The 18,449-nt window shown below is 38.9% G+C and carries 17 protein-coding genes and 1 pseudogene; 14 read left to right on the top strand and 4 right to left on the bottom strand.

Features of this window, described 5'->3' with window-relative positions; genetic code table 11:
• Nucleotides 1–13 precede the first annotated feature (13 nt).
• Nucleotides 14–145 (bottom strand): YqzM family protein, encoded by a 132-nt coding sequence (locus tag ABU914_RS12075; RefSeq protein WP_379669986.1) that lies wholly within the window; start codon nucleotides 143–145, stop codon nucleotides 14–16.
• Between the two features lie 373 nt (nucleotides 146–518).
• Between ABU914_RS12075 and holA the strand changes: the two genes are divergently transcribed.
• A complete protein-coding gene (gene holA / locus ABU914_RS12070; RefSeq protein ID WP_379669985.1) occupies nucleotides 519–1,520 on the top strand; it encodes a DNA polymerase III subunit delta in 1,002 nt (333 codons plus the stop codon).
• A 71-nt stretch (nucleotides 1,521–1,591) separates the two neighbouring features.
• Here the strand turns inward: holA and rpsT are convergent, their stop codons facing one another.
• Nucleotides 1,592–1,861, bottom strand: a complete 270-nt coding sequence (gene rpsT, locus ABU914_RS12065; RefSeq protein ID WP_379669984.1) for a 30S ribosomal protein S20 — start codon at nucleotides 1,859–1,861, stop codon at nucleotides 1,592–1,594.
• A 173-nt stretch (nucleotides 1,862–2,034) separates the two neighbouring features.
• Between rpsT and gpr the strand changes: the two genes are divergently transcribed.
• The 3 genes from gpr to ABU914_RS12050 all read left to right on the top strand — a co-directional run bounded on the left by gpr (nucleotide 2,035) and on the right by ABU914_RS12050 (nucleotide 4,703).
• Entirely contained in the window at nucleotides 2,035–3,147 is a 1,113-nt protein-coding gene (gpr, locus tag ABU914_RS12060; protein WP_379669983.1) for a GPR endopeptidase, read from the top strand.
• A gap of 75 nt (nucleotides 3,148–3,222) precedes the next feature.
• Nucleotides 3,223–4,389 carry a stage II sporulation protein P gene (gene spoIIP, locus ABU914_RS12055; RefSeq protein ID WP_379669982.1) on the top strand — a complete coding sequence of 389 codons (1,167 nt, stop codon included), beginning with the start codon at nucleotides 3,223–3,225 and terminating at the stop codon, nucleotides 4,387–4,389.
• A gap of 11 nt (nucleotides 4,390–4,400) precedes the next feature.
• A complete protein-coding gene (locus ABU914_RS12050; protein WP_379669981.1) occupies nucleotides 4,401–4,703 on the top strand; it encodes a hypothetical protein in 303 nt (100 codons plus the stop codon).
• Nucleotides 4,704–4,762: 59 nt separating this feature from the next.
• On the opposite strand, the pseudogene ABU914_RS12045 reads toward ABU914_RS12050, so the two are convergent.
• Both ABU914_RS12045 and ABU914_RS12040 read right to left on the bottom strand, forming a co-directional pair.
• A pseudogene (locus ABU914_RS12045) lies at nucleotides 4,763–4,855 on the bottom strand (LPXTG cell wall anchor domain-containing protein); the annotation flags it as partial.
• A gap of 12 nt (nucleotides 4,856–4,867) precedes the next feature.
• Nucleotides 4,868–5,194 carry a hypothetical protein gene (locus ABU914_RS12040; RefSeq protein ID WP_379669980.1) on the bottom strand — a complete coding sequence of 109 codons (327 nt, stop codon included), beginning with the start codon at nucleotides 5,192–5,194 and terminating at the stop codon, nucleotides 4,868–4,870.
• 1,061 nt (nucleotides 5,195–6,255) lie between these two features.
• Between ABU914_RS12040 and lepA the strand changes: the two genes are divergently transcribed.
• The 10 genes from lepA to deoC all read left to right on the top strand — a co-directional run bounded on the left by lepA (nucleotide 6,256) and on the right by deoC (nucleotide 18,369).
• On the top strand, nucleotides 6,256–8,079 hold the full coding sequence (gene lepA / locus ABU914_RS12035) for a translation elongation factor 4 (protein ID WP_379669979.1): 1,824 nt from the start codon (nucleotides 6,256–6,258) through the stop codon (nucleotides 8,077–8,079).
• Nucleotides 8,080–8,301: 222 nt separating this feature from the next.
• Nucleotides 8,302–9,435 carry a radical SAM family heme chaperone HemW gene (gene hemW, locus ABU914_RS12030; RefSeq protein WP_379669978.1) on the top strand — a complete coding sequence of 378 codons (1,134 nt, stop codon included), beginning with the start codon at nucleotides 8,302–8,304 and terminating at the stop codon, nucleotides 9,433–9,435.
• 86 nt (nucleotides 9,436–9,521) lie between these two features.
• Nucleotides 9,522–10,556: a heat-inducible transcriptional repressor HrcA gene (gene hrcA / locus ABU914_RS12025; protein WP_379669977.1), complete on the top strand. Its 1,035-nt coding sequence runs from the start codon at nucleotides 9,522–9,524 to the stop codon at nucleotides 10,554–10,556.
• Between the two features lie 77 nt (nucleotides 10,557–10,633).
• On the top strand, nucleotides 10,634–11,269 hold the full coding sequence (gene grpE / locus ABU914_RS12020) for a nucleotide exchange factor GrpE (protein WP_379669976.1): 636 nt from the start codon (nucleotides 10,634–10,636) through the stop codon (nucleotides 11,267–11,269).
• A 173-nt stretch (nucleotides 11,270–11,442) separates the two neighbouring features.
• Entirely contained in the window at nucleotides 11,443–13,272 is a 1,830-nt protein-coding gene (gene dnaK, locus ABU914_RS12015) for a molecular chaperone DnaK (protein ID WP_379669975.1), read from the top strand.
• Nucleotides 13,273–13,419: 147 nt separating this feature from the next.
• Nucleotides 13,420–14,535: a molecular chaperone DnaJ gene (dnaJ, locus tag ABU914_RS12010; RefSeq protein WP_379669974.1), complete on the top strand. Its 1,116-nt coding sequence runs from the start codon at nucleotides 13,420–13,422 to the stop codon at nucleotides 14,533–14,535.
• 22 nt (nucleotides 14,536–14,557) lie between these two features.
• The gene (gene prmA / locus ABU914_RS12005) at nucleotides 14,558–15,505 is read left to right on the top strand and encodes a 50S ribosomal protein L11 methyltransferase (RefSeq protein ID WP_379669973.1); all 948 of its coding nucleotides are present in this window, start codon (nucleotides 14,558–14,560) and stop codon (nucleotides 15,503–15,505) included.
• Between the two features lies 1 nt (nucleotide 15,506).
• Nucleotides 15,507–16,256: a 16S rRNA (uracil(1498)-N(3))-methyltransferase gene (locus tag ABU914_RS12000; RefSeq protein ID WP_379669972.1), complete on the top strand. Its 750-nt coding sequence runs from the start codon at nucleotides 15,507–15,509 to the stop codon at nucleotides 16,254–16,256.
• A 4-nt stretch (nucleotides 16,257–16,260) separates the two neighbouring features.
• Nucleotides 16,261–17,604 carry a tRNA (N(6)-L-threonylcarbamoyladenosine(37)-C(2))-methylthiotransferase MtaB gene (gene mtaB / locus ABU914_RS11995; RefSeq protein WP_379669971.1) on the top strand — a complete coding sequence of 448 codons (1,344 nt, stop codon included), beginning with the start codon at nucleotides 16,261–16,263 and terminating at the stop codon, nucleotides 17,602–17,604.
• Nucleotides 17,605–17,715: 111 nt separating this feature from the next.
• Nucleotides 17,716–18,369 carry a deoxyribose-phosphate aldolase gene (gene deoC / locus ABU914_RS11990; protein WP_379669970.1) on the top strand — a complete coding sequence of 218 codons (654 nt, stop codon included), beginning with the start codon at nucleotides 17,716–17,718 and terminating at the stop codon, nucleotides 18,367–18,369.
• Nucleotides 18,370–18,449 lie beyond the last annotated feature (80 nt).

The following is an 18,449-nucleotide window of genomic DNA, read 5'->3' as shown; positions in this document are numbered from 1 at the left end:
TCTATGTATTGGTTTAGCCTACAGCTTTCATAATGACACCAATAAAGAAAATTAGGCTGAAAAAGACGAAAGAAACGATAAAGCCGATACCTGAATCAACGACATCATTATTTTTACTTTGAACTTCTTTTTCGAATTCATTCATTAAGCCAGCCTCCTTTAATCATGTTTAGTATAAGCGAATTGAGAGAAAAAATCTAGCTTTGTTTCCATCATTTGTGACTTTTTTCTAAATCATTAAGTATTTTACCTAAAAAGCACTGAACTTACCAATTTTGTTAACTGTTTTCACCGATAGGAAGTGCAAGCATAGGATAGGATAACAAATGCAGCTACGTAAGAAGGATAAAATATCGTTTGAACTAAAGTGACCGCGGCCTTTAGTTTAGACGTTCACATAAATGGAGGGTTATACTAATAATCCTCCTTTTCTCTTGTTTCGTTACAGAATTTGTATGCAACTATATTATGCTTGTCAATTTTGAAAATAACCGATACCCTTAAATAGGGTGGTCGACATGTCGGTATATTTATTATATGGAAGTGAACGGTTTTTAATCGAAGAAGCACGAGAAAAATTGATGAAATCAACATTGAATAAACAATCGGCTGAATTTGATATTGCTGTTTATGATATGAATGAAATTCCGATTGAATATGCACTTGAAGATGCGGAAACGATCCCATTTCTAGCTGATAAGCGAGTCGTGATTTTAAAAAATCCAACCTTTTTAACTGCTGGAAAGAAATTTCCGTCTTTAATTGAACATAACGTAAAAAAGCTTGAACAATATTTAAATAACCCTTCTCCATATTCAATTGTTATTTTTGAAGCCCCTTATGATAAATTAGATGAACGGAAAAAGATTGTAAAACTGTTAAAACGTACAGCGAAAGTGTTTCAAACATCCCCATTGCACGATAACAAAATGAATGATTGGATCAGTGAAGAATGTGAAAAGCTACATATCGCGATTACCGAAGATGCGATTCATCAGCTAACATTGTTAGTTGGAAATGATTTAGGAAAACTAAAAAGTGAGTTAGATAAGCTCGCTTTATATGTTCAATCAGACGATCAAGTTACTGTTGAAACGGTCAATTTGCTCGTTTCTCGTTCGTTGGAAAATAATGTGTTTGTCTTAGTTGATCACGTTGTTTATAAACGGATCGACAAAGCCTTCCAAGCACTTTATGATTTATTTGAGCATAAAGAAGAACCGATTAAAATCGTGGCTTTGTTAGCAAGACAATTTCGAATCATTTCACAAGTGATCGAATTAGGCAAAAGAGGCTATTCTCAAAAACAAATGGCGTCTTTTTTAAAATTACATCCCTTTGCTGTGCAGCAAGCAGTGCGACAAAGCAGACAGTTATGTGCCGAAGAGTGTTTTAATATGATTCAAGAGCTTACTGAAGCAGATTATTTAATGAAAACTGGAAAATTTGATAAAAAATTGCTACTGGAGCTTGTACTTACGAAAGTTGTAAATAAAAAGAGTGATCCACAACGCAAATAAACCTCCTTGCGCGTAATCCGCCAAGGGTTTTTTATTTTGAGAAAATTAAAAAGTGACCTCTGTTCGGTCACTTACTCGTTGCTAGCTGCGTTAATTTTTTGTGCAAGTCGTCGTTTATGGCGAGCAGCTGTGTTTTTATGAATAATATTTTTGTTTGCTGCTTTATCAAGCTTTTTTGTTGCAAATGAAAAAGCTTCTTTCGCACCTTCCACATCATTGTTGTCAAGTTTTTGTTCAACAGACTTCATCGCTGTGCGCATTGCTGACTTAATAGCAGTGTTATGGGCACGGCGTTTTTCAATTTGTCGTGTTCTTTTAATCGCTGATTGGATGTTTGGCATTCACGTCACCTCCTAAAGCGTAATATTCGAACGTGGAGGTTCATGAATTCCTCCTGTTAGAACAAGTGTATTTTATCAAATCTATTTCTCAATTGCAATCACTACGGTGGAATGAAAATAGCGATATTCGGTGAGAATACAAATGCAATGTTAAAAAGAAAGAGTGATATACGATGGAAGGGAAAAAAATTGATTTGAATCAATACACCGTTCGTACAGACCTTGCACTAGAAGCTCATGAAATGGTCGTCGAGAAGGAAAACGATAGAAAAGCAAGCGAAGTACCGGGAGTTGTTGTTGAAGAAAAAAATAAACGGGGAGTAAAATTGACGACGGTTACGATTTCTAAAGAAGGTGAAAAAAAAATTGGCAAAAAAGCCGGACGTTACTTAACATTAGAAACACAAGGAATCCGTAAACAAGATACGGATATTCAAGAACATGTCCAAGATGTTTTTTCTGAGGAGTTTGCTCACTTTTTAAAAGGCTTAAACATTAAACGCGATGATAGCTGTCTTATTGTTGGGTTAGGAAATTGGAATGTCACTCCTGATTCACTCGGACCCGCTGTCATTGGAGATTTATTAATTACGAAGCACTTATTCGAATTAGTACCTGAAAGTGTTAAAAATGGGTACCGTCCAGTAAGTGCCATTTCACCAGGAGTTATGGGTTTAACAGGGATTGAAACGAGCGACATCATTGATGGAGTGATTGCAAAATCAAAACCGGACTTTGTTATCGCGATCGACGCATTAGCATCACGTGCAATTAATCGAATCAATACAACGATTCAAATATCGGATACCGGCATTCATCCTGGTTCGGGTGTCGGAAATAAACGAAAAGAATTAAGTTATGAAACACTAGGAATACCTGTCATTGCAATTGGAATTCCAACTGTTATTGATGCGGTAACGATTGCAAGTGACAGCATTGACTACATTTTGAAGCATTTTGGTAAAGAATTAAAAGAAGGAAAGAAGCCGTCAAGAGCGTTAACACCAGCGGGCATGACATTTGGTGAACGAAAAATGTTAACTGATGAAGATTTGCCTGATGAAAAAAGTCGTGAAATGTTTATGGGAATTGTCGGTAAGCTTGATGAGAATGAGAAAAGACAACTGATTCATGAAGTGTTAGCACCACTCGGTCACAATCTAATGGTAACCCCGAAAGAAATCGATGTATTTATTGAAGATATGGCAAATGTGATCGCGGCCGGATTAAATGCTGCTTTACATGAACAGGTGAACCAAGCGAATAGTGGACTTTATACAAAATAAATGTATGTTCTAACGTTACACTATCTTTCATACATTAAGGTATAGACAAGCTTAGTGTGTGAAAGGATGGGAACGTTGGACAAACCTTCAGAGCCTATATTTTCTAGCCATCAAACAAACATCAAAAAACTTGCATCATCTGGTTTTATCGGTTTACTTATTGTTTTTATTACCGTTGCATTTCTTACTTCTTATGAGATGAAGCACCGATTTGCGTCTTCCACTATCCATAATTGGTTAACGAACTTTACGAGTGAATCATTAATGTATGTCATTGGGATGGAAAATCGTTATTTTACGTCAATTCTTCCAGTAGAAAGCCAACCGCCGAGTTTTTCATCTGTCGCTTTTGAATTTGCAACGAGTATTAGGCCGGGTGATATTCGCAGTCTTCTTGGAAGAGAGTTACCTGGCTTCGCCTTATATGATGCGGAAATTTACGTGGCAGGTGAAGGAACGGATTATACGAGCTTACCGATTGAATCGTCACCGCCGATGGAAGTTTTGTTAGAAGAGAGAAAGGCTTCGCTTGAAGAAATTGAACAGCTTGAGGATCGTCATGTAAAGCCACCAACTCAAACGACAGGGGATAAAAAAGTTGCGTTCATCTATCATTCGCATAGCTCGGAATCATTTTTGCCCCATTTAGAAGGCGTAACGAATCCAAATCATGCACACCATCATGAAGTGAACATCACGTTAGTCGGTAAAAAATTGGCAGAGGAGCTAGAGAAACGAGGAATTGGAGCAACTGTTGATGAGACGAACATGGTTAATAAATTAAAAGAAAAAGGGCTTAACTATGGGAGTTCCTATCAAGTTTCACGTGAAATTGTTCAGTCGGCGATGGCAAGCGATAAAAACATAACATATATATTTGATTTGCACCGAGATGCACAGCGTCGAGATAAAACGACGGTAACGATTAACGGGCAGAAGTATGCAAGAGTCTTTTTTGTCATCGGAAAAGCGCATAAAAACTATGAAGCAAACTTAAAATTTGTCAATGAATTAAATGAAATGTTAGATAAAAAGTTCCCAGGCTTAAGCAGAGGAATTATTACAAAAGACCGTTCTCAAGGCAACGGAATCTATAACCAAGATTTATCAGACCGTTCAATTTTAATTGAAGTCGGTGGTGTCGATAATACGATGGAAGAAAACTATCGCACAGCTGAAGCGCTCGCAGATGTTTTTAGTGATTATTTTTGGAAAGCAGAAAAAGTATCGAATACGGAGTGAAAGGATGAACGATGGGTAGATTTTTTGCAACGTCGATTTTCATTGCCTGTATCTTTTTCGTCGGAATGTTTTTCGGAGTCAAGATGACCGAAAGTGAATCAATCATCAAATCAGAGTCGATTACAAATGCGTATGAAGAGTGGGAATTAGAACGAAAAGAAAAAGTGGAACACAATATGGAAACAGAAGATCGTACAGAGATTAACATTTATTCTACAACTGCAAAATCGTTTTCAGACATGCTAAAGAATCTATCGCGAACCGTTGTGTTCCAAGTGTTATCGGCATTTGACAAAATCATCGGTTCTTCATGAAAACAGGTGGAGCTAGGCAAAAAATTCCCCTAGCTTCACCTGAGTTTTTCTTTAAAGAACTATTCGATTACATTTTTGCGTCTAAAAAACAAGACACTGCCAGCTGTCGCTAGAAGAGTTCCAATTAAAATGAGAGGTGGCAGGCTTGTTGCAGTTTTTGGAAGTTATCCGCCTTGAGCGGAATTGCCTTTTCCATCGTTATCATGACCAGATGGCGATCTCGGGCTTCTTTTTTCCACCATCGTCGCCAGAACCGCTAGCACCACCTGATCCAGCAGAACCATTCGGTCCTTTTGCACCTTGTGGACCAACAGGGCCTTGTAAGTCGTTATTTTCTTACATCCGTCAGCCGATTTTTCGTACACGTCACCAGTATTCGTATCGAGATACAAGTCTTCGACATTACCGACCTCCGCAGAGGGTGCGCCTGAACCTGTGAGAAGTGAAGAACCTTGCTTTCCATCGTCACCTTTTAAGTTGCCATTGTCCATGTGTTCGGGTCACGCTTGTACATGTCATTTGTTGTCATGTCGAGGTACGAGTTTCCATTGCTTCCCAGACGATCACGAGGTGCTCCTTCGCCGGTATACTAAGAGCCGAAAGGTTCAACGACGTTTACTGTACGTTCAACAGTTTGCTTCGTTATCAATTAGGATCGTAGTGATTAGATTATTCGCATCTTCTTTAGGTTTACATACTAAACCTAAAGACACAGGATTATCAGTATTTGCAAACATAATCACATTCATTCTAATTTCGCTTAACGTTAATCTAACTTCACCTTCTTCATCTGAAGAAAATGAACCAATAGTTGTGCCCGGATTCATTTGGTATAGAGAGCGTGAAAAATTCATCGGAAGTTGGAATATCAATTTGGTGATCAGAAAATACCCTTTGATTACCCTCTTTATTTTCAGATTCTATCGTTAAATTAATTGTACCAGGTGCAAATCTAAAATTTTTTAAAGGTAATGTCAAGAGGATTCTCTAATTGTAACTCTTTATTTGGTCCAACCGTACTCGCTATTGTAGCTTTAAAGGTCATCGGATTATCCTATGGCAATGTTTGAAAGCCGCCACCAGGTGCCTGCATTCTGCAATCACTGAGTGGCAACTTCAACATTGTTAAAGGAGCTAGCTGCACTAGTGGTATTTGCTTCTAAAGCAAAAAGTGTGATAAATGGAAACATAAACAATGATAACATGTTATTTAATCGTTTCATTTAAATAGAATACCTCCCTTGTTTTTATCGCCTACATGTTAAGTAGACCTCACCTAACTAAGACAAAGGTTTGTCACACCTATAACTATTCCGATAAAAATCTACATTTGTAGCTGTTTTGTAACGATTAGCGATATGTGATCAATAATAAAATCACTACAATTGTAGCCTAAGTCTGTAATAGAAAAGCCGTAACGATAAGAGCTAAAAAAAAACAATTGTGCTCACGTAAAGTAAGCCAATCATTCTTTATTAAACAGATTCTTCATTGAATGAATGAGCGGCAATTGCTATAATCAATGCGTAAGTTCGCCATAGGAGTGAAATGAATGAATCGAGATAAAAAATTAGCTCGCCAGTCGCGAATTCGAAATTTCTCTATCATTGCCCATATCGATCACGGTAAATCAACGATCGCTGATCGACTGTTAGAGGCTACGGGAGCGTTAACGGAGAGAGAAATGAAAGAGCAAACGCTTGATGCGATGGATTTAGAACGAGAACGCGGCATTACGATTAAATTAAATGCTGTTCAATTAACATATAAAGCAAAAGATGGTGAAGAGTATATTTTTCACTTAATCGATACGCCGGGACACGTCGACTTTACATATGAAGTCTCAAGAAGCCTCGCTGCTTGTGAAGGCGCACTATTAATTGTTGATGCAGCGCAAGGCATTGAAGCCCAAACGCTTGCAAACGTATATCTAGCACTTGAAAATGATTTGGAAATCATTCCTGTTATTAATAAAATTGATTTGCCGAGCGCTGATCCTGAACGTGTAAAAAAAGAAATCGAAGATGTTATCGGTCTTGATGCAAGTGATGCTGTGCTTGCATCAGCAAAAGAAGGTATCGGGATTGATGAAATCTTAGAACACATCGTTGAAAAAGTCCCACCCCCGGAAATGGATCCGGATGAACCTTTAAAAGCACTTATTTTCGACTCGCTTTATGACCCATATCGTGGAGTTGTCGCATACATTCGAATTGTCGAAGGAACGGTACGAGTTGGCGATAAAATTAAAACGATGTCTACGGGTAAAGAATTTGAAGTGACCGAACTCGGTGTTTTTACGCCAAAGGCAGAGTCGAGAGAGGAATTAACCGTTGGTGATGTTGGCTATTTAACCGCTTCGATAAAAAATGTAAGCGATACGAGTGTCGGAGATACAATTACAAGTGTCGAACGTCCAGCAGCTGAACCGCTTCCAGGGTATCGAAAAATGAACCCGATGGTATTTTGCGGAATATATCCGATTGATTCGAATCAGTATAATGATTTAAGAGAAGCACTTGAACGGCTTGAGTTAAACGATGCGTCACTTCAATACGAGCCAGAAACATCTCAAGCATTGGGCTTCGGTTTTCGCTGTGGCTTTTTAGGCTTATTGCATATGGAAATTATGCAGGAACGAATCGAACGTGAATTTAACATTGATTTAATTACAACGGCACCAAGTGTGATTTATGAAGTGGATACGACAGATGGCGAACAACTTATAGTTGACAACCCTGCAGACATGCCGGAAGCACAAACAATTGAAGCAGTAAAAGAACCTTACGTAAAAGCAACGATTATGTCACCGGAAGATTTTGTTGGGGCTGTTATGGAACTTTGTCAAAAGAAACGCGGGGATTTTATCGACATGCAATATTTAGATGAGAAGCGTGTAAATATCATTTACGAATTGCCTCTCAGTGAAATCGTGTATGACTTTTTTGACCAATTAAAGTCAAGTACGAAAGGATATGCCTCGCTTGATTACGAACTAATCGGATACAGGGAATCGAAGCTAGTGAAGATGGATATTTTATTAAATGGAGAAAAAATCGATGCATTGTCGACAATCGTTCATAGAGACTTTGCTTTCGAGCGTGGCAAGTCGATTACAGAAAAGTTGAAAGAACTTATACCGAGACAGCAGTTTGAAGTTCCTGTCCAAGCTTCAATTGGAAACAAAATTATTGCTCGTTCAACGATTAAGGCATTGCGCAAAAACGTTTTATCAAAATGTTACGGTGGCGACGTTTCTCGAAAGCGTAAATTGCTTGAGAAACAAAAAGAAGGAAAAAAACGCATGAAAACGGTTGGGAAAGTCGAAGTTCCCCAAGAGGCGTTTATGGCTGTATTGCGGATGGATGATGAATAAACGAGTTAAGCGCCTTCGGGCGCGTTTTTACTTTGAAAGCGTGCTAAAATAGAGGAGAGAACAACGGAAGACAACAAGTCTTACAACTGCGTTCTATCTTGTTTCTTGTAAGTTTGCATAAATACTTCTCCGATTTTGTACGATTTTAAAAATTAACTTGTATACGATTATGATGTGACCCTTCGGACTTTTAGACAACGATTATGATTGGAGTCCTAAACGATGAGTAAAGCTGTCTACTTTCACATTCCGTTTTGTGAACAGATTTGTCATTATTGTGATTTTAATAAAGTGTTTTTAAAAAACCAGCCGGTTAATGATTATTTAGATGCGATGGCTATGGAAATGCGCAATACCGTCCAGCGCTTCGGGAATCGAAAAATGAAAACGATGTACGTCGGCGGAGGAACGCCAACTTCTCTCAACCTTAAACAATTAGATAAATTTTTAAAATCGATTCATGAAACGTTTACTCTTGTGGAAGAGTATGAATTTACGGTTGAAGCGAATCCAAGCAATGTTGATTTGGATAAATTAAAGTTATTAAAAAAGCATGGTGTCAATAGGCTGAGCATCGGAGTGCAGTCATTTGATGACGGTTTGTTACAAAAGATTGGTCGCGATCATAACAAGGATGAAATTTATATGATAATTGAAAATGCTAGAAACGCAGGATTTGATAACATATCGATCGATCTCATGTTCGGATTGCCGACACAAACGCTCGAGAAATTTGAACAATCGATAGATAAAGCACGATCATTACAAGTGGAGCACGTTTCGACGTATGGTTTGCAAGTGGAGCCGAAAACGATTTTCTATAATCAAATGAGAAAAGGGAAATTAATGCTCCCTTCTGAAGAAACAGAAGTGAGCATGTTTGAATTGCTCATTCAAAAAATGATAACCCACGGTTTTCATCATTATGAAATTAGTAATTTTGCACTGCCCGGAAAAGAGAGCCAACATAACTTAACGTATTGGAATAATGAAGATTATTATGGGATCGGGGCTGGAGCACATAGTTATGTGAATGGTGTGCGTCGCAAAAATGCTGGTCCGTTAAAGCATTATATGAACAGAATAACTGAAACAAACTTTCCATATGTTGAAGAAATCAACGTGTCTGACAAAGAAAAGATGGAGGAAGAATTATTTTTAGGATTACGGAAACGAGCGGGCGTTTCAAAACGTGTCTTTTACGAAAAATATAAGCGAACTCTTGATGAAGTGTACGGCGAAACGATTGCAAACTTAGTTGAAAAAGGACTGCTTGAAGACAATGGGGACTGGATACGCCTTACCGATAAAGGTGTTTTTTTAGGTAATGAAGTATTTCAAGCGTTTTTAGAGTAATGATTGACAATCATATCGTAATTTTGGTAATTTAAAGTAAGAATTAGCACTCAATCTATAGGAGTGCTAACAGGGGTGATTTCATCATGTTAACGGAGAGACAAATTCAAATACTTCGTGTTTTAATTGATGAGTACATTTTAAATGCAGAACCAGTAGGTTCACGTACCATTTCAAAGCGCGGATCAATTCGTTATAGCCCCGCTACAATACGCAACGATTTAGCCGACTTAGAAGAATTAGGCTTTCTTGAAAAGACTCATAGTTCTTCAGGGAGAATCCCTTCTGAAAAAGGCTATCGTTTTTACGTTGATCATCTTCTTGCACCTTTTGCTTTTGACGATGAAGAAATTGAACAACTTAAAACATTATTTGCAAAAAAGTTTTATGAAATTGAGAATGTCATTCAACATTCTGCCATTATTTTGTCTGAATTAACGAATTATACATCGATTGTGTTAGGCCCAGATACACAAGATACGAAGTTGAAGCATTTGCAAATTGTTCCAATCAATGATCGTACAGCTGTGGCGATTATCGTAACGGATACAGGGAAGGTTGAAAACAAGACGTTCTCAATACCTGAAGGACTCGATGTAACTGAAATTGAAAAAATGATCAACATCTTAAATGACAGACTACAAGGTGTTCCCTTGTTGCGATTGCGGTATAAAATTATTCAGGAAATTGATACGGTATTCAAACGTTATTTGCGTAATTATGAAGAAGCAATGACGATGATGATGACACTTTTTTCTCTTCATGATAAAAAGGAAAAAGTGTATTATGGTGGGAAAACAAATATTCTGACACAGCCTGAATTTCATGATATCGAAAAAGTGAGACGGCTGTTAGAGGCAATCGAAGAAGAAGATTTGATCAATCAGCTCATCCGACACGAATCAGATGGCATTGAAGTGAAGATCGGGAAAGAAAACAATTTGCAAGCGATGGAGAATTGTAGCCTCATAACGGCATCTTATTCAATAGGCGGTCAGTATATGGGAACGATCGCGATTGTAGGACCGACAAGAATGGAATATACTCGAGTAATTGGTTTGCTTGATTTAATTTCAAAAGATTTATCAAATGTACTAACGAGACAGTATCAGCAATTTTAGTTACGGGTATAGTGGTAATGGTTGGTGGATCGTTGGTTATAACAAAAGAGTAATCATGTGAATAGGGAGTGGCGGCAGTGAACGACGAAACAGTAAAAGCAGATATGTCAAACGATGAGAACGACCAACAGGTACAAGTCGATAACGACGAAGAGATGAACGTACAAATGAATGAAGATAAACAATCCGACAATCAAGGTGAGCAAAGAGACTCGTCTACAGAGGATGAAACAGACGCTAATGAAGAAAACACGTCAACAGAAGATGATGAGAAAGCGAAGCTTGAACAAGAAATCGAAGAATTGAAGTCTCGCTATCTTCGTGTACAAGCTGATTTTGATAATTTCCGCAAGCGAACGAAAACAGAAAGGGAAGCGACTGCAAAATATCGGTCGCAATCATTAGCGGAGCAATTACTTCCTGTTCTCGATAATTTTGAAAGGGCGTTAGTCGTAGAAGCGACGAACGAAGAATCAAAGTCGATTTTAACTGGAGTTGAAATGGTTTATCGTCAGTTTACTGAGGCGTTGCAACAAGAAGGAATTGAGGAAATCGAAGCACTAGGCGAACCATTTGACCCACATAAACACCAAGCAGTCATGCAAGAGAAATCAGAAGAGCATGATTCAGGCATTGTTATTGAAGTACTCCAAAAAGGGTATAAATTAAAAGATCGCGTCATACGCCCATCAATGGTAAAAGTAAGTGAATAATGCTGCACCGTTTTTAACGGATGCATATTCATAAATTTAAAGTAGGACTTGTTCAAAAAAAAGCGTGAGAAACGCGTACTAGTACGTAATGACGCTATGTTTCACTGGATTTTTGAACAATCACCACGATGAGTAAAGACATTTTAATGATTGTAATGGGAGGAAAACGAGTCATGAGTAAAATTATTGGAATTGATTTAGGAACGACAAATTCATGTATTGCAGTAATGGAAGGTGGAGAACCGGTCGTTATTCCGAATCCAGAAGGAAATCGTACGACAGCTTCTGTCGTTGCGTTTAAAGATGGAGAACGCTTAGTCGGAGAAGTTGCTAAACGACAAGCGATTACAAATCCAAATACTGTGCAATCGATCAAACGTCATATGGGGACAGATTACAAAGTTGAAATTGAGGGGAAAACTTATTCTCCACAAGAACTATCCGCGATTATTTTACAAAACTTAAAATCGTCTGCGGAAGATTACTTAGGTGAAGAAGTAACGCACGCTGTTATTACCGTCCCTGCATATTTTAATGACGCTGAACGTCAAGCGACGAAAGATGCTGGTAAAATTGCTGGTTTAGAAGTAGATAGAATTGTGAATGAGCCAACTGCAGCTGCGCTTGCATATGGTCTTGATGAAGAAGATGAACAAACGATTCTCGTTTTTGACCTTGGTGGTGGAACGTTTGACGTTTCAATTCTTGAGCTTGGCGATGGCATTTTTGAAGTTAGAGCAACAGCAGGTGATAATCGCTTAGGTGGAGATGACTTTGACCAAGTGATTATTGATCACCTCATCTCTGAATTCAAAAAAGAAAATGGGATTGATTTATCACAAGATAAAATGGCCATTCAGCGTTTGAAAGATGCAGCAGAAAAGGCGAAGAAAGATCTTTCTGGGGTCATGCAGACACAAATTTCACTACCGTTTATTACAGCTGATGCATCTGGACCGAAACATTTAGAGTTGAATTTAACTCGTGCAAAGTTTGAAGAACTTTCACACCATCTCGTTGAAAAAACGATGGGTCCAACTCGTCAAGCAATGCAAGACGCTGGTTTAAGTGCGAGTGACATCGATAAAGTTATTCTCGTTGGAGGTTCAACGCGTATTCCAGCGGTTCAAGAAGCAATAAAAAACGAAATTGGTAAAGAACCATCAAAAGGTGTAAATCCTGACGAAGTCGTTGCCCTTGGAGCAGCTATCCAAGCGGGTGTACTTGCTGGTGACGTTAAGGACGTCGTTCTGCTTGACGTTACACCGTTATCTCTTGGAATTGAAACTCAAGGCGGTGTATTTACTAAACTAATAGATCGGAACACGACGATCCCAACAAGTCATTCTCAAACGTTCTCAACAGCAGCAGATAATCAAACATCTGTTGATATTCACGTCCTTCAAGGAGAACGGGAGATGGCAGCAGATAATAAAACACTCGGTCGCTTTCAATTAACAGACATTCCACCAGCGCCGAGAGGGGTTCCACAAATTGAAGTAACGTTTGATATCGACGCAAATGGAATTGTTAACGTTCGTGCGAAAGATTTAGGTACGAATAAAGAACAGTCGATTACAATAAAGTCGTCGTCCGGTTTATCAGAAGAAGAAGTTGAAAAGATGGTGCGAGAAGCTGAAGAGAATGCCGAAGCTGACAAAAAGCGTCGTGAAGAAGTGGAGCTTCGCAATGAAGCTGATCAGCTTGTCTTTACTGTCGATAAGACAATAAAAGATTTAGAAGGTAAAGTAGATGAAGCTGAAGTAACAAAGGCAAATGAGGCGAAAGAAAAGCTTCAAAATGCATTGAATGGAGACAACATCGAAGAGATTAAAAGTGCAAAAGAGGAATTATCTGAAATTGTGCAACAGCTTTCCGTCAAACTATATGAACAAGCTGCACAGCAACAACAAGGTGAACAACAAGGTGAAGCGAATAAATCAAATGAAGATGACAATGTTGTCGATGCGGAATATGAAGAAGTCGATGATGATCAAAAATAGGCGTAAGAATGAAAAGTCAAAGTCAAGCAAGCTTGACTTTGACTTTTTTTCAAGCAACAGGTTTTCTCGTTCTATATTTGATGATATGATAATTGTTCAAACACCGTCAGTGACAAAAGAAAGCGATACGTATTGGGAGTGGGTACTATGAGTAAAAGAGATTACTATGAAGTTCTCGGAATTGATAAAAATGCGTCCGCGGATGAAATAAAAAAAGCATATCGAAAGCTTGCGAGAAAATATCACCCAGACGTTAGTAAAGACCCCGATGCAGAAGAGAAGTTTAAAGAAGTAAAAGAAGCGTATGAAACGTTAAACGATCCGAATAAAAAAGCTCACTATGATCAATTTGGACATACTGATCCGAACCAAGGTTTTGGCGGTGGAGCCGGCGCTGATTTTGGTGGATTTAGTGATATATTCGATATGTTTTTCGGGGGTGGAGGGAGCCGTCAAAATCCAAATGCACCGCGTCAAGGTGCTGATTTGCAGTATTCAATGACACTCAGTTTTGAAGAAGCGGCATTCGGGAAAGAAACCGATATTTTTATTCCGAAAGAAGAAACATGTTTGACGTGTGGTGGAGATGGAGCGAAGCCAGGGACAAAGCCAGAAACATGCCCACATTGTCGAGGTACAGGGCAGCTAAGTGTGGAACAAAACACACCGTTCGGTAGAATTGTAAATCGACGAGTGTGTCATCATTGTCAAGGTACTGGTAAGCTAGTAAAAGATAAATGTCGTACGTGTCACGGCAACGGAAAAGTAAAAAAACAAAAGAAAATCCATATAAAAGTTCCTGCAGGCATTGATGAAGGTCAACAAATTCGACTTGCTGGTCAAGGGGAACCGGGAGAAAATGGCGGACCTCCAGGGGATTTGTATGTTGTATTTACGGTAAGACCACACGAATTTTTTGAACGTGATGGCGATGATATTTACTGCGAAGTTCCACTTACGTTCGCTCAAGCTGCTTTAGGTGATGAAATTGAAGTGCCAACTTTACATGGCAAAGTAAAATTAAAAATTCCTGCAGGTACACAATCAGGTACGAAATTTCGTTTGCGAGACAAAGGCATTAAAAACGTAAGAGGCTTTGGTCAAGGTGATCAACATGTTAACGTTCGTGTCGTTACACCTAGAAAACTAACAGATAAACAAAAGCAGTTGCTGCGAGAGTTTGCCGATCTTAGCGGCGAAAACCTTGATGAACAACATGAAAACTTTTTTTCAAAAATGAAAAAAGCATTTAAAGGTGATTAATATTCCGAAAGGATTGAGTAAGTTGGATTGGGCAGAAATTTGTATTCATACAACTCAAGAAGCAGTTGAAATCGTTTCAAATTTATTGCACGAAGCTGGTTCAAACGGGGTTGTTATTGAAGATCAACATGATCTTGAGAACGTTTGGGATACATCGTTCGGTGAAGTTTACGAGCTCAATCCTGACAATTACCCGCTAGAAGGCGTGTATATTAAAGCTTATTTTCCGGATGACGGAACGATAGAGCAAACATTGATTGACATTCGTGCAGCCCTTCAACAATTAGATGATGCAGATATCGACTTTGGAGAAAAAACAATACGTGTGAGTAAGATTAACGATGAAAACTGGTCAACAGCTTGGAAGCAATATTACAAGCCGATACATGTTTCGAATCGCATTGTAATTATTCCATCTTGGGAACAATATACGAAGCGGCATGCGGATGAACTCATCATTACGCTCGATCCGGGTATGGCGTTTGGAACTGGAACACATGAAACGACAATTTTATGCATACGAGCGATAGAGAAATATATCGAACGTGGCTACGATGTGATTGATGTTGGAACAGGGACTGGCATATTAAGTATTGTTGCTGTAAAGCTCGGAGCTAACAACGTGTATGCTTATGATCTCGATCCAGTCGCTATTGAAAGTGCGAAAGCAAATGTTGACATGAATAACGTCGCTCCGCAAGTATTTGTCAGCAAAGGAAATTTGCTTGAAAATGTTTATAAACGCGTAGATTTAATTATCGCTAATATCCTTGCTCCTGTCGTCATCCAGTTAGTTGAACATCTTCCAAATACACTTAATCAAAATGGACGCTTCATTGCATCCGGGATAATTAAAAATCAACAACAGGCAGTAGAAGAAAGTCTCGAATCAGCCGGACTTGTCATTGAAGAAGTGATGAGCAAAAATGATTGGGTTGCGATCATCGCACGAAAAGAGGAGGACATCTAATATGCAGCGTTACTTTGTAAACCAAGCTGCATTTGTAGACGGTTATGTCCATTTATATGGCGATGAAGCGCATCACATTACTCGAGTAATGCGAATGACCCAAGGTGATGAAATTATTTGTGCGAACGGTCAGGCAACTGCTCTATGCAAATTAGAAAAAATATCGACCGACAGTGTTGTTGCTATCGTAATGGAGTGGTTAGAAGAGTGTTCAGAACTTCCCCACCATGTTACAATCGCTCAAGGGATGCCGAAAGGTAATAAACTTGAGATCATCGTCCAAAAAGGAACAGAACTTGGAGCCTCGCATTTTCTTCCTTTTTATTCATCACGAGCGATCGTTAAATGGAAAAGCGATAAAGAAAATAAGAAGCTCGTTCGACTTGAAAAGATTGCAAAAGAAGCAGCAGAGCAATCACATCGTCAACGGGTCCCGACTGTTTCAACACCAGTTCCATTTGATTCTCTGCTCGAATTAAGTGTAAATTACCAATTAAAGATCGTTGCATACGAGGAAGAAGCGCGAAATAATAAGAGAGATGAGTTATCTAAATTCCTTCAAGCACTTCATAATGAACAATCAATCTTATTCGTTGTCGGACCAGAGGGTGGGTTTACAACAGAAGAAATCGCAAAGTTACGCGACAACGATTTTTATGTTTGTGGATTAGGACCACGAATTTTACGTACGGAAACCGCATCCCTCTATTTTTTATCAGCACTTTCGTACGAAACAGAATTAAAGAGGTGAAATCATGTCTACTGTTGCTTTTTATACACTCGGATGTAAAGTGAACCATTATGAAACAGAGGCAATTTGGCAATTATTTCATAAACAAGGATACGAGCGTGTTGACTTCGATAAACGAGCAGATGTTTATTTGATTAATACGTGTACAGTTACAAATACAGGCGATAAAAAGAGTCGGCAAGTCATTCGTCGTGCGATTCGAAAAAACCCCGATGCGATTATTTGTGTTACCGGCTGTTATGCGCAAACATCACCAGCAGAAGTGATGGATATTCCTGGTGTTGACATCGTTGTCGGCACGCAAGATCGTGTGAAGCTGCTCGATTATATCGAACAATTTAAGCGTGAACGTGAACCGATTAATGGTGTAAGCAACATAATGAAAAATCGTGTCTATGAAGAACTAGACGTTCCATCATTTACAGATCGAACACGCGCTTCGCTCAAAATTCAAGAAGGCTGCAACAATTTTTGTACATTCTGTATTATTCCATGGGCACGCGGTCTATTACGGTCAAGAGAGCCGGACTCTGTTATTAAACAGGCACAGCAACTCGTCAAGGCAGGCTATAAAGAAATCGTACTAACGGGCATCCATACAGCTGGGTATGGTGAAGATATGAAAGACTACAACTTTGCTCAATTGTTGCGTGATTTAGATACAAACGTCGAAGGGTTAAAACGGCTGAGAATTTCGTCAATTGAAGCGAGCCAAGTGACGGAAGAAGTGATTGATGCGATCAACCATTCAAATACGCTCGTTCGTCATTTACACATTCCTTTACAATCAGGTTCCAACACCGTCTTAAAGAGAATGCGCCGCAAATATACGATGGACATGTTTGCTGATCGGTTAGAAAAATTACGGGAAGCTCTTCCCGGTCTCGCAGTTACATCGGATGTCATTGTAGGATTTCCAGGTGAAACGGAAGAAGAATTTATGGAAACGTACAACTTTGTAAAGGAACATAAATTTTCTGAGCTTCACGTATTCCCGTATTCAAAACGAACAGGTACGCCTGCAGCGAGAATGGAAGATCAAGTCTCAGAAGACGTAAAACATGATCGTGTCCGAAGACTTATTGCACTTTCCGATCAATTAGCGAAAGAATATGCTTCTCAATTTGAAGGCGAGCTTCTTGAAATGATTCCTGAAGAACGTTACAAAGACGATCCAAATTCTGGACTTTATGTCGGTTATACAGACAACTATTTAAAAGTAAAAGTTCCGGCAAATAAAGAGATGGTTGGTAAACTTGTAAAAGTGAAATTGACGAAAGCTGGTTATCCGTACAACGAAGGACAATTTGTCCGTGTACTTGACGATATCGTGTCAATGCCATCATGATAAACGGCATAAAAGTGGAACGATAAAAGGTATCGTTCCTTTTTTCTATATTAAAACTTGAAACATACGTTTGAACACGGATGATGAACGAGAGCGCTAGGAGGATTTGCGATGAACATCGGAAATTATATTGATCACACGTTGCTAAAAGCAGATGCCACATTGGGAGAGATTGAAAGGTTATGTGTGGAAGCAGAGACACATCAATTTTTTTCTGTTTGTGTCAATCCAGTGTGGGTAAAAACAGCGAAAAAATTTTTAAGTCATAGCAAAGTAAAGGTTTGTACTGTTATCGGGTTTCCATTAGGTGCATCAACAAGTGAAACGAAAGTCTTTGAAACGAAAGAGGCGATCGTTAACGGGGCAGATGAAATAGATATGGTTATGAATATCGGAGCATTAAAATCAGGAAATACCGAGCAAGTGGCTAGCGAGATAGAAGCGATCGTATCTGCTTCTGCAGGACGTGCCCTCGTAAAAGTTATTATCGAGACGAGTTTGCTAACAGATGATGAGAAAAAAACCGCTTGCCAATTAGTTGAATCCGCACGTGCAGATTTTGTTAAAACTTCAACAGGATTTTCGACTAGCGGAGCAACGGTTGAAGATATTAAATTAATAAAATCAATTGTTGATGAACGCATGGGGATTAAAGCTTCAGGTGGTATCCGAGACTATACATTTGCAGAAAAATTAATTCGATCTGGAGCGACTAGAATCGGTGCGAGCGCTAGTGTTGCGATTATAAACGGACGAAAAAGTTAACTCATATGTGTAATATTTTACTCGGGGGATATTTTCACCTTATTTACTAGCCAAAAAAGAGAAGGCACTCTATCATAAAA

Origin of the sequence: Pueribacillus sp. YX66, from assembly GCF_041725775.1 — a bacterium.
Taxonomy (GTDB): domain Bacteria; phylum Bacillota; class Bacilli; order Bacillales; family UBA6769; genus Pueribacillus.
This window is presented reverse-complemented; position numbering and strand designations above follow the sequence as displayed.

Excerpts from the sequence above, each read along its gene's own strand:
- ABU914_RS12000 (WP_379669972.1), top strand. The coding sequence starts at position 15,507 with ATGCAGCGTTACTTTGTAAACCAAGCTGCATTTGTAGACGGTTATGTC.
- holA (WP_379669985.1), top strand. The coding sequence starts at position 519 with ATGTCGGTATATTTATTATATGGAAGTGAACGGTTTTTAATCGAAGAA.
- hemW (WP_379669978.1), top strand. The coding sequence starts at position 8,302 with ATGAGTAAAGCTGTCTACTTTCACATTCCGTTTTGTGAACAGATTTGT.
- hrcA (WP_379669977.1), top strand. The coding sequence starts at position 9,522 with ATGTTAACGGAGAGACAAATTCAAATACTTCGTGTTTTAATTGATGAG.
- dnaK (WP_379669975.1), top strand. The coding sequence starts at position 11,443 with ATGAGTAAAATTATTGGAATTGATTTAGGAACGACAAATTCATGTATT.
- mtaB (WP_379669971.1), top strand. The coding sequence starts at position 16,261 with ATGTCTACTGTTGCTTTTTATACACTCGGATGTAAAGTGAACCATTAT.
- ABU914_RS12040 (WP_379669980.1), bottom strand. The coding sequence starts at position 5,194 with ATGGACAATGGCAACTTAAAAGGTGACGATGGAAAGCAAGGTTCTTCA.
- deoC (WP_379669970.1), top strand. The coding sequence starts at position 17,716 with ATGAACATCGGAAATTATATTGATCACACGTTGCTAAAAGCAGATGCC.
- ABU914_RS12075 (WP_379669986.1), bottom strand. The coding sequence starts at position 145 with ATGAATGAATTCGAAAAAGAAGTTCAAAGTAAAAATAATGATGTCGTT.
- ABU914_RS12050 (WP_379669981.1), top strand. The coding sequence starts at position 4,401 with ATGGGTAGATTTTTTGCAACGTCGATTTTCATTGCCTGTATCTTTTTC.
- dnaJ (WP_379669974.1), top strand. The coding sequence starts at position 13,420 with ATGAGTAAAAGAGATTACTATGAAGTTCTCGGAATTGATAAAAATGCG.
- gpr (WP_379669983.1), top strand. The coding sequence starts at position 2,035 with ATGGAAGGGAAAAAAATTGATTTGAATCAATACACCGTTCGTACAGAC.
- rpsT (WP_379669984.1), bottom strand. The coding sequence starts at position 1,861 with ATGCCAAACATCCAATCAGCGATTAAAAGAACACGACAAATTGAAAAA.
- lepA (WP_379669979.1), top strand. The coding sequence starts at position 6,256 with ATGAATCGAGATAAAAAATTAGCTCGCCAGTCGCGAATTCGAAATTTC.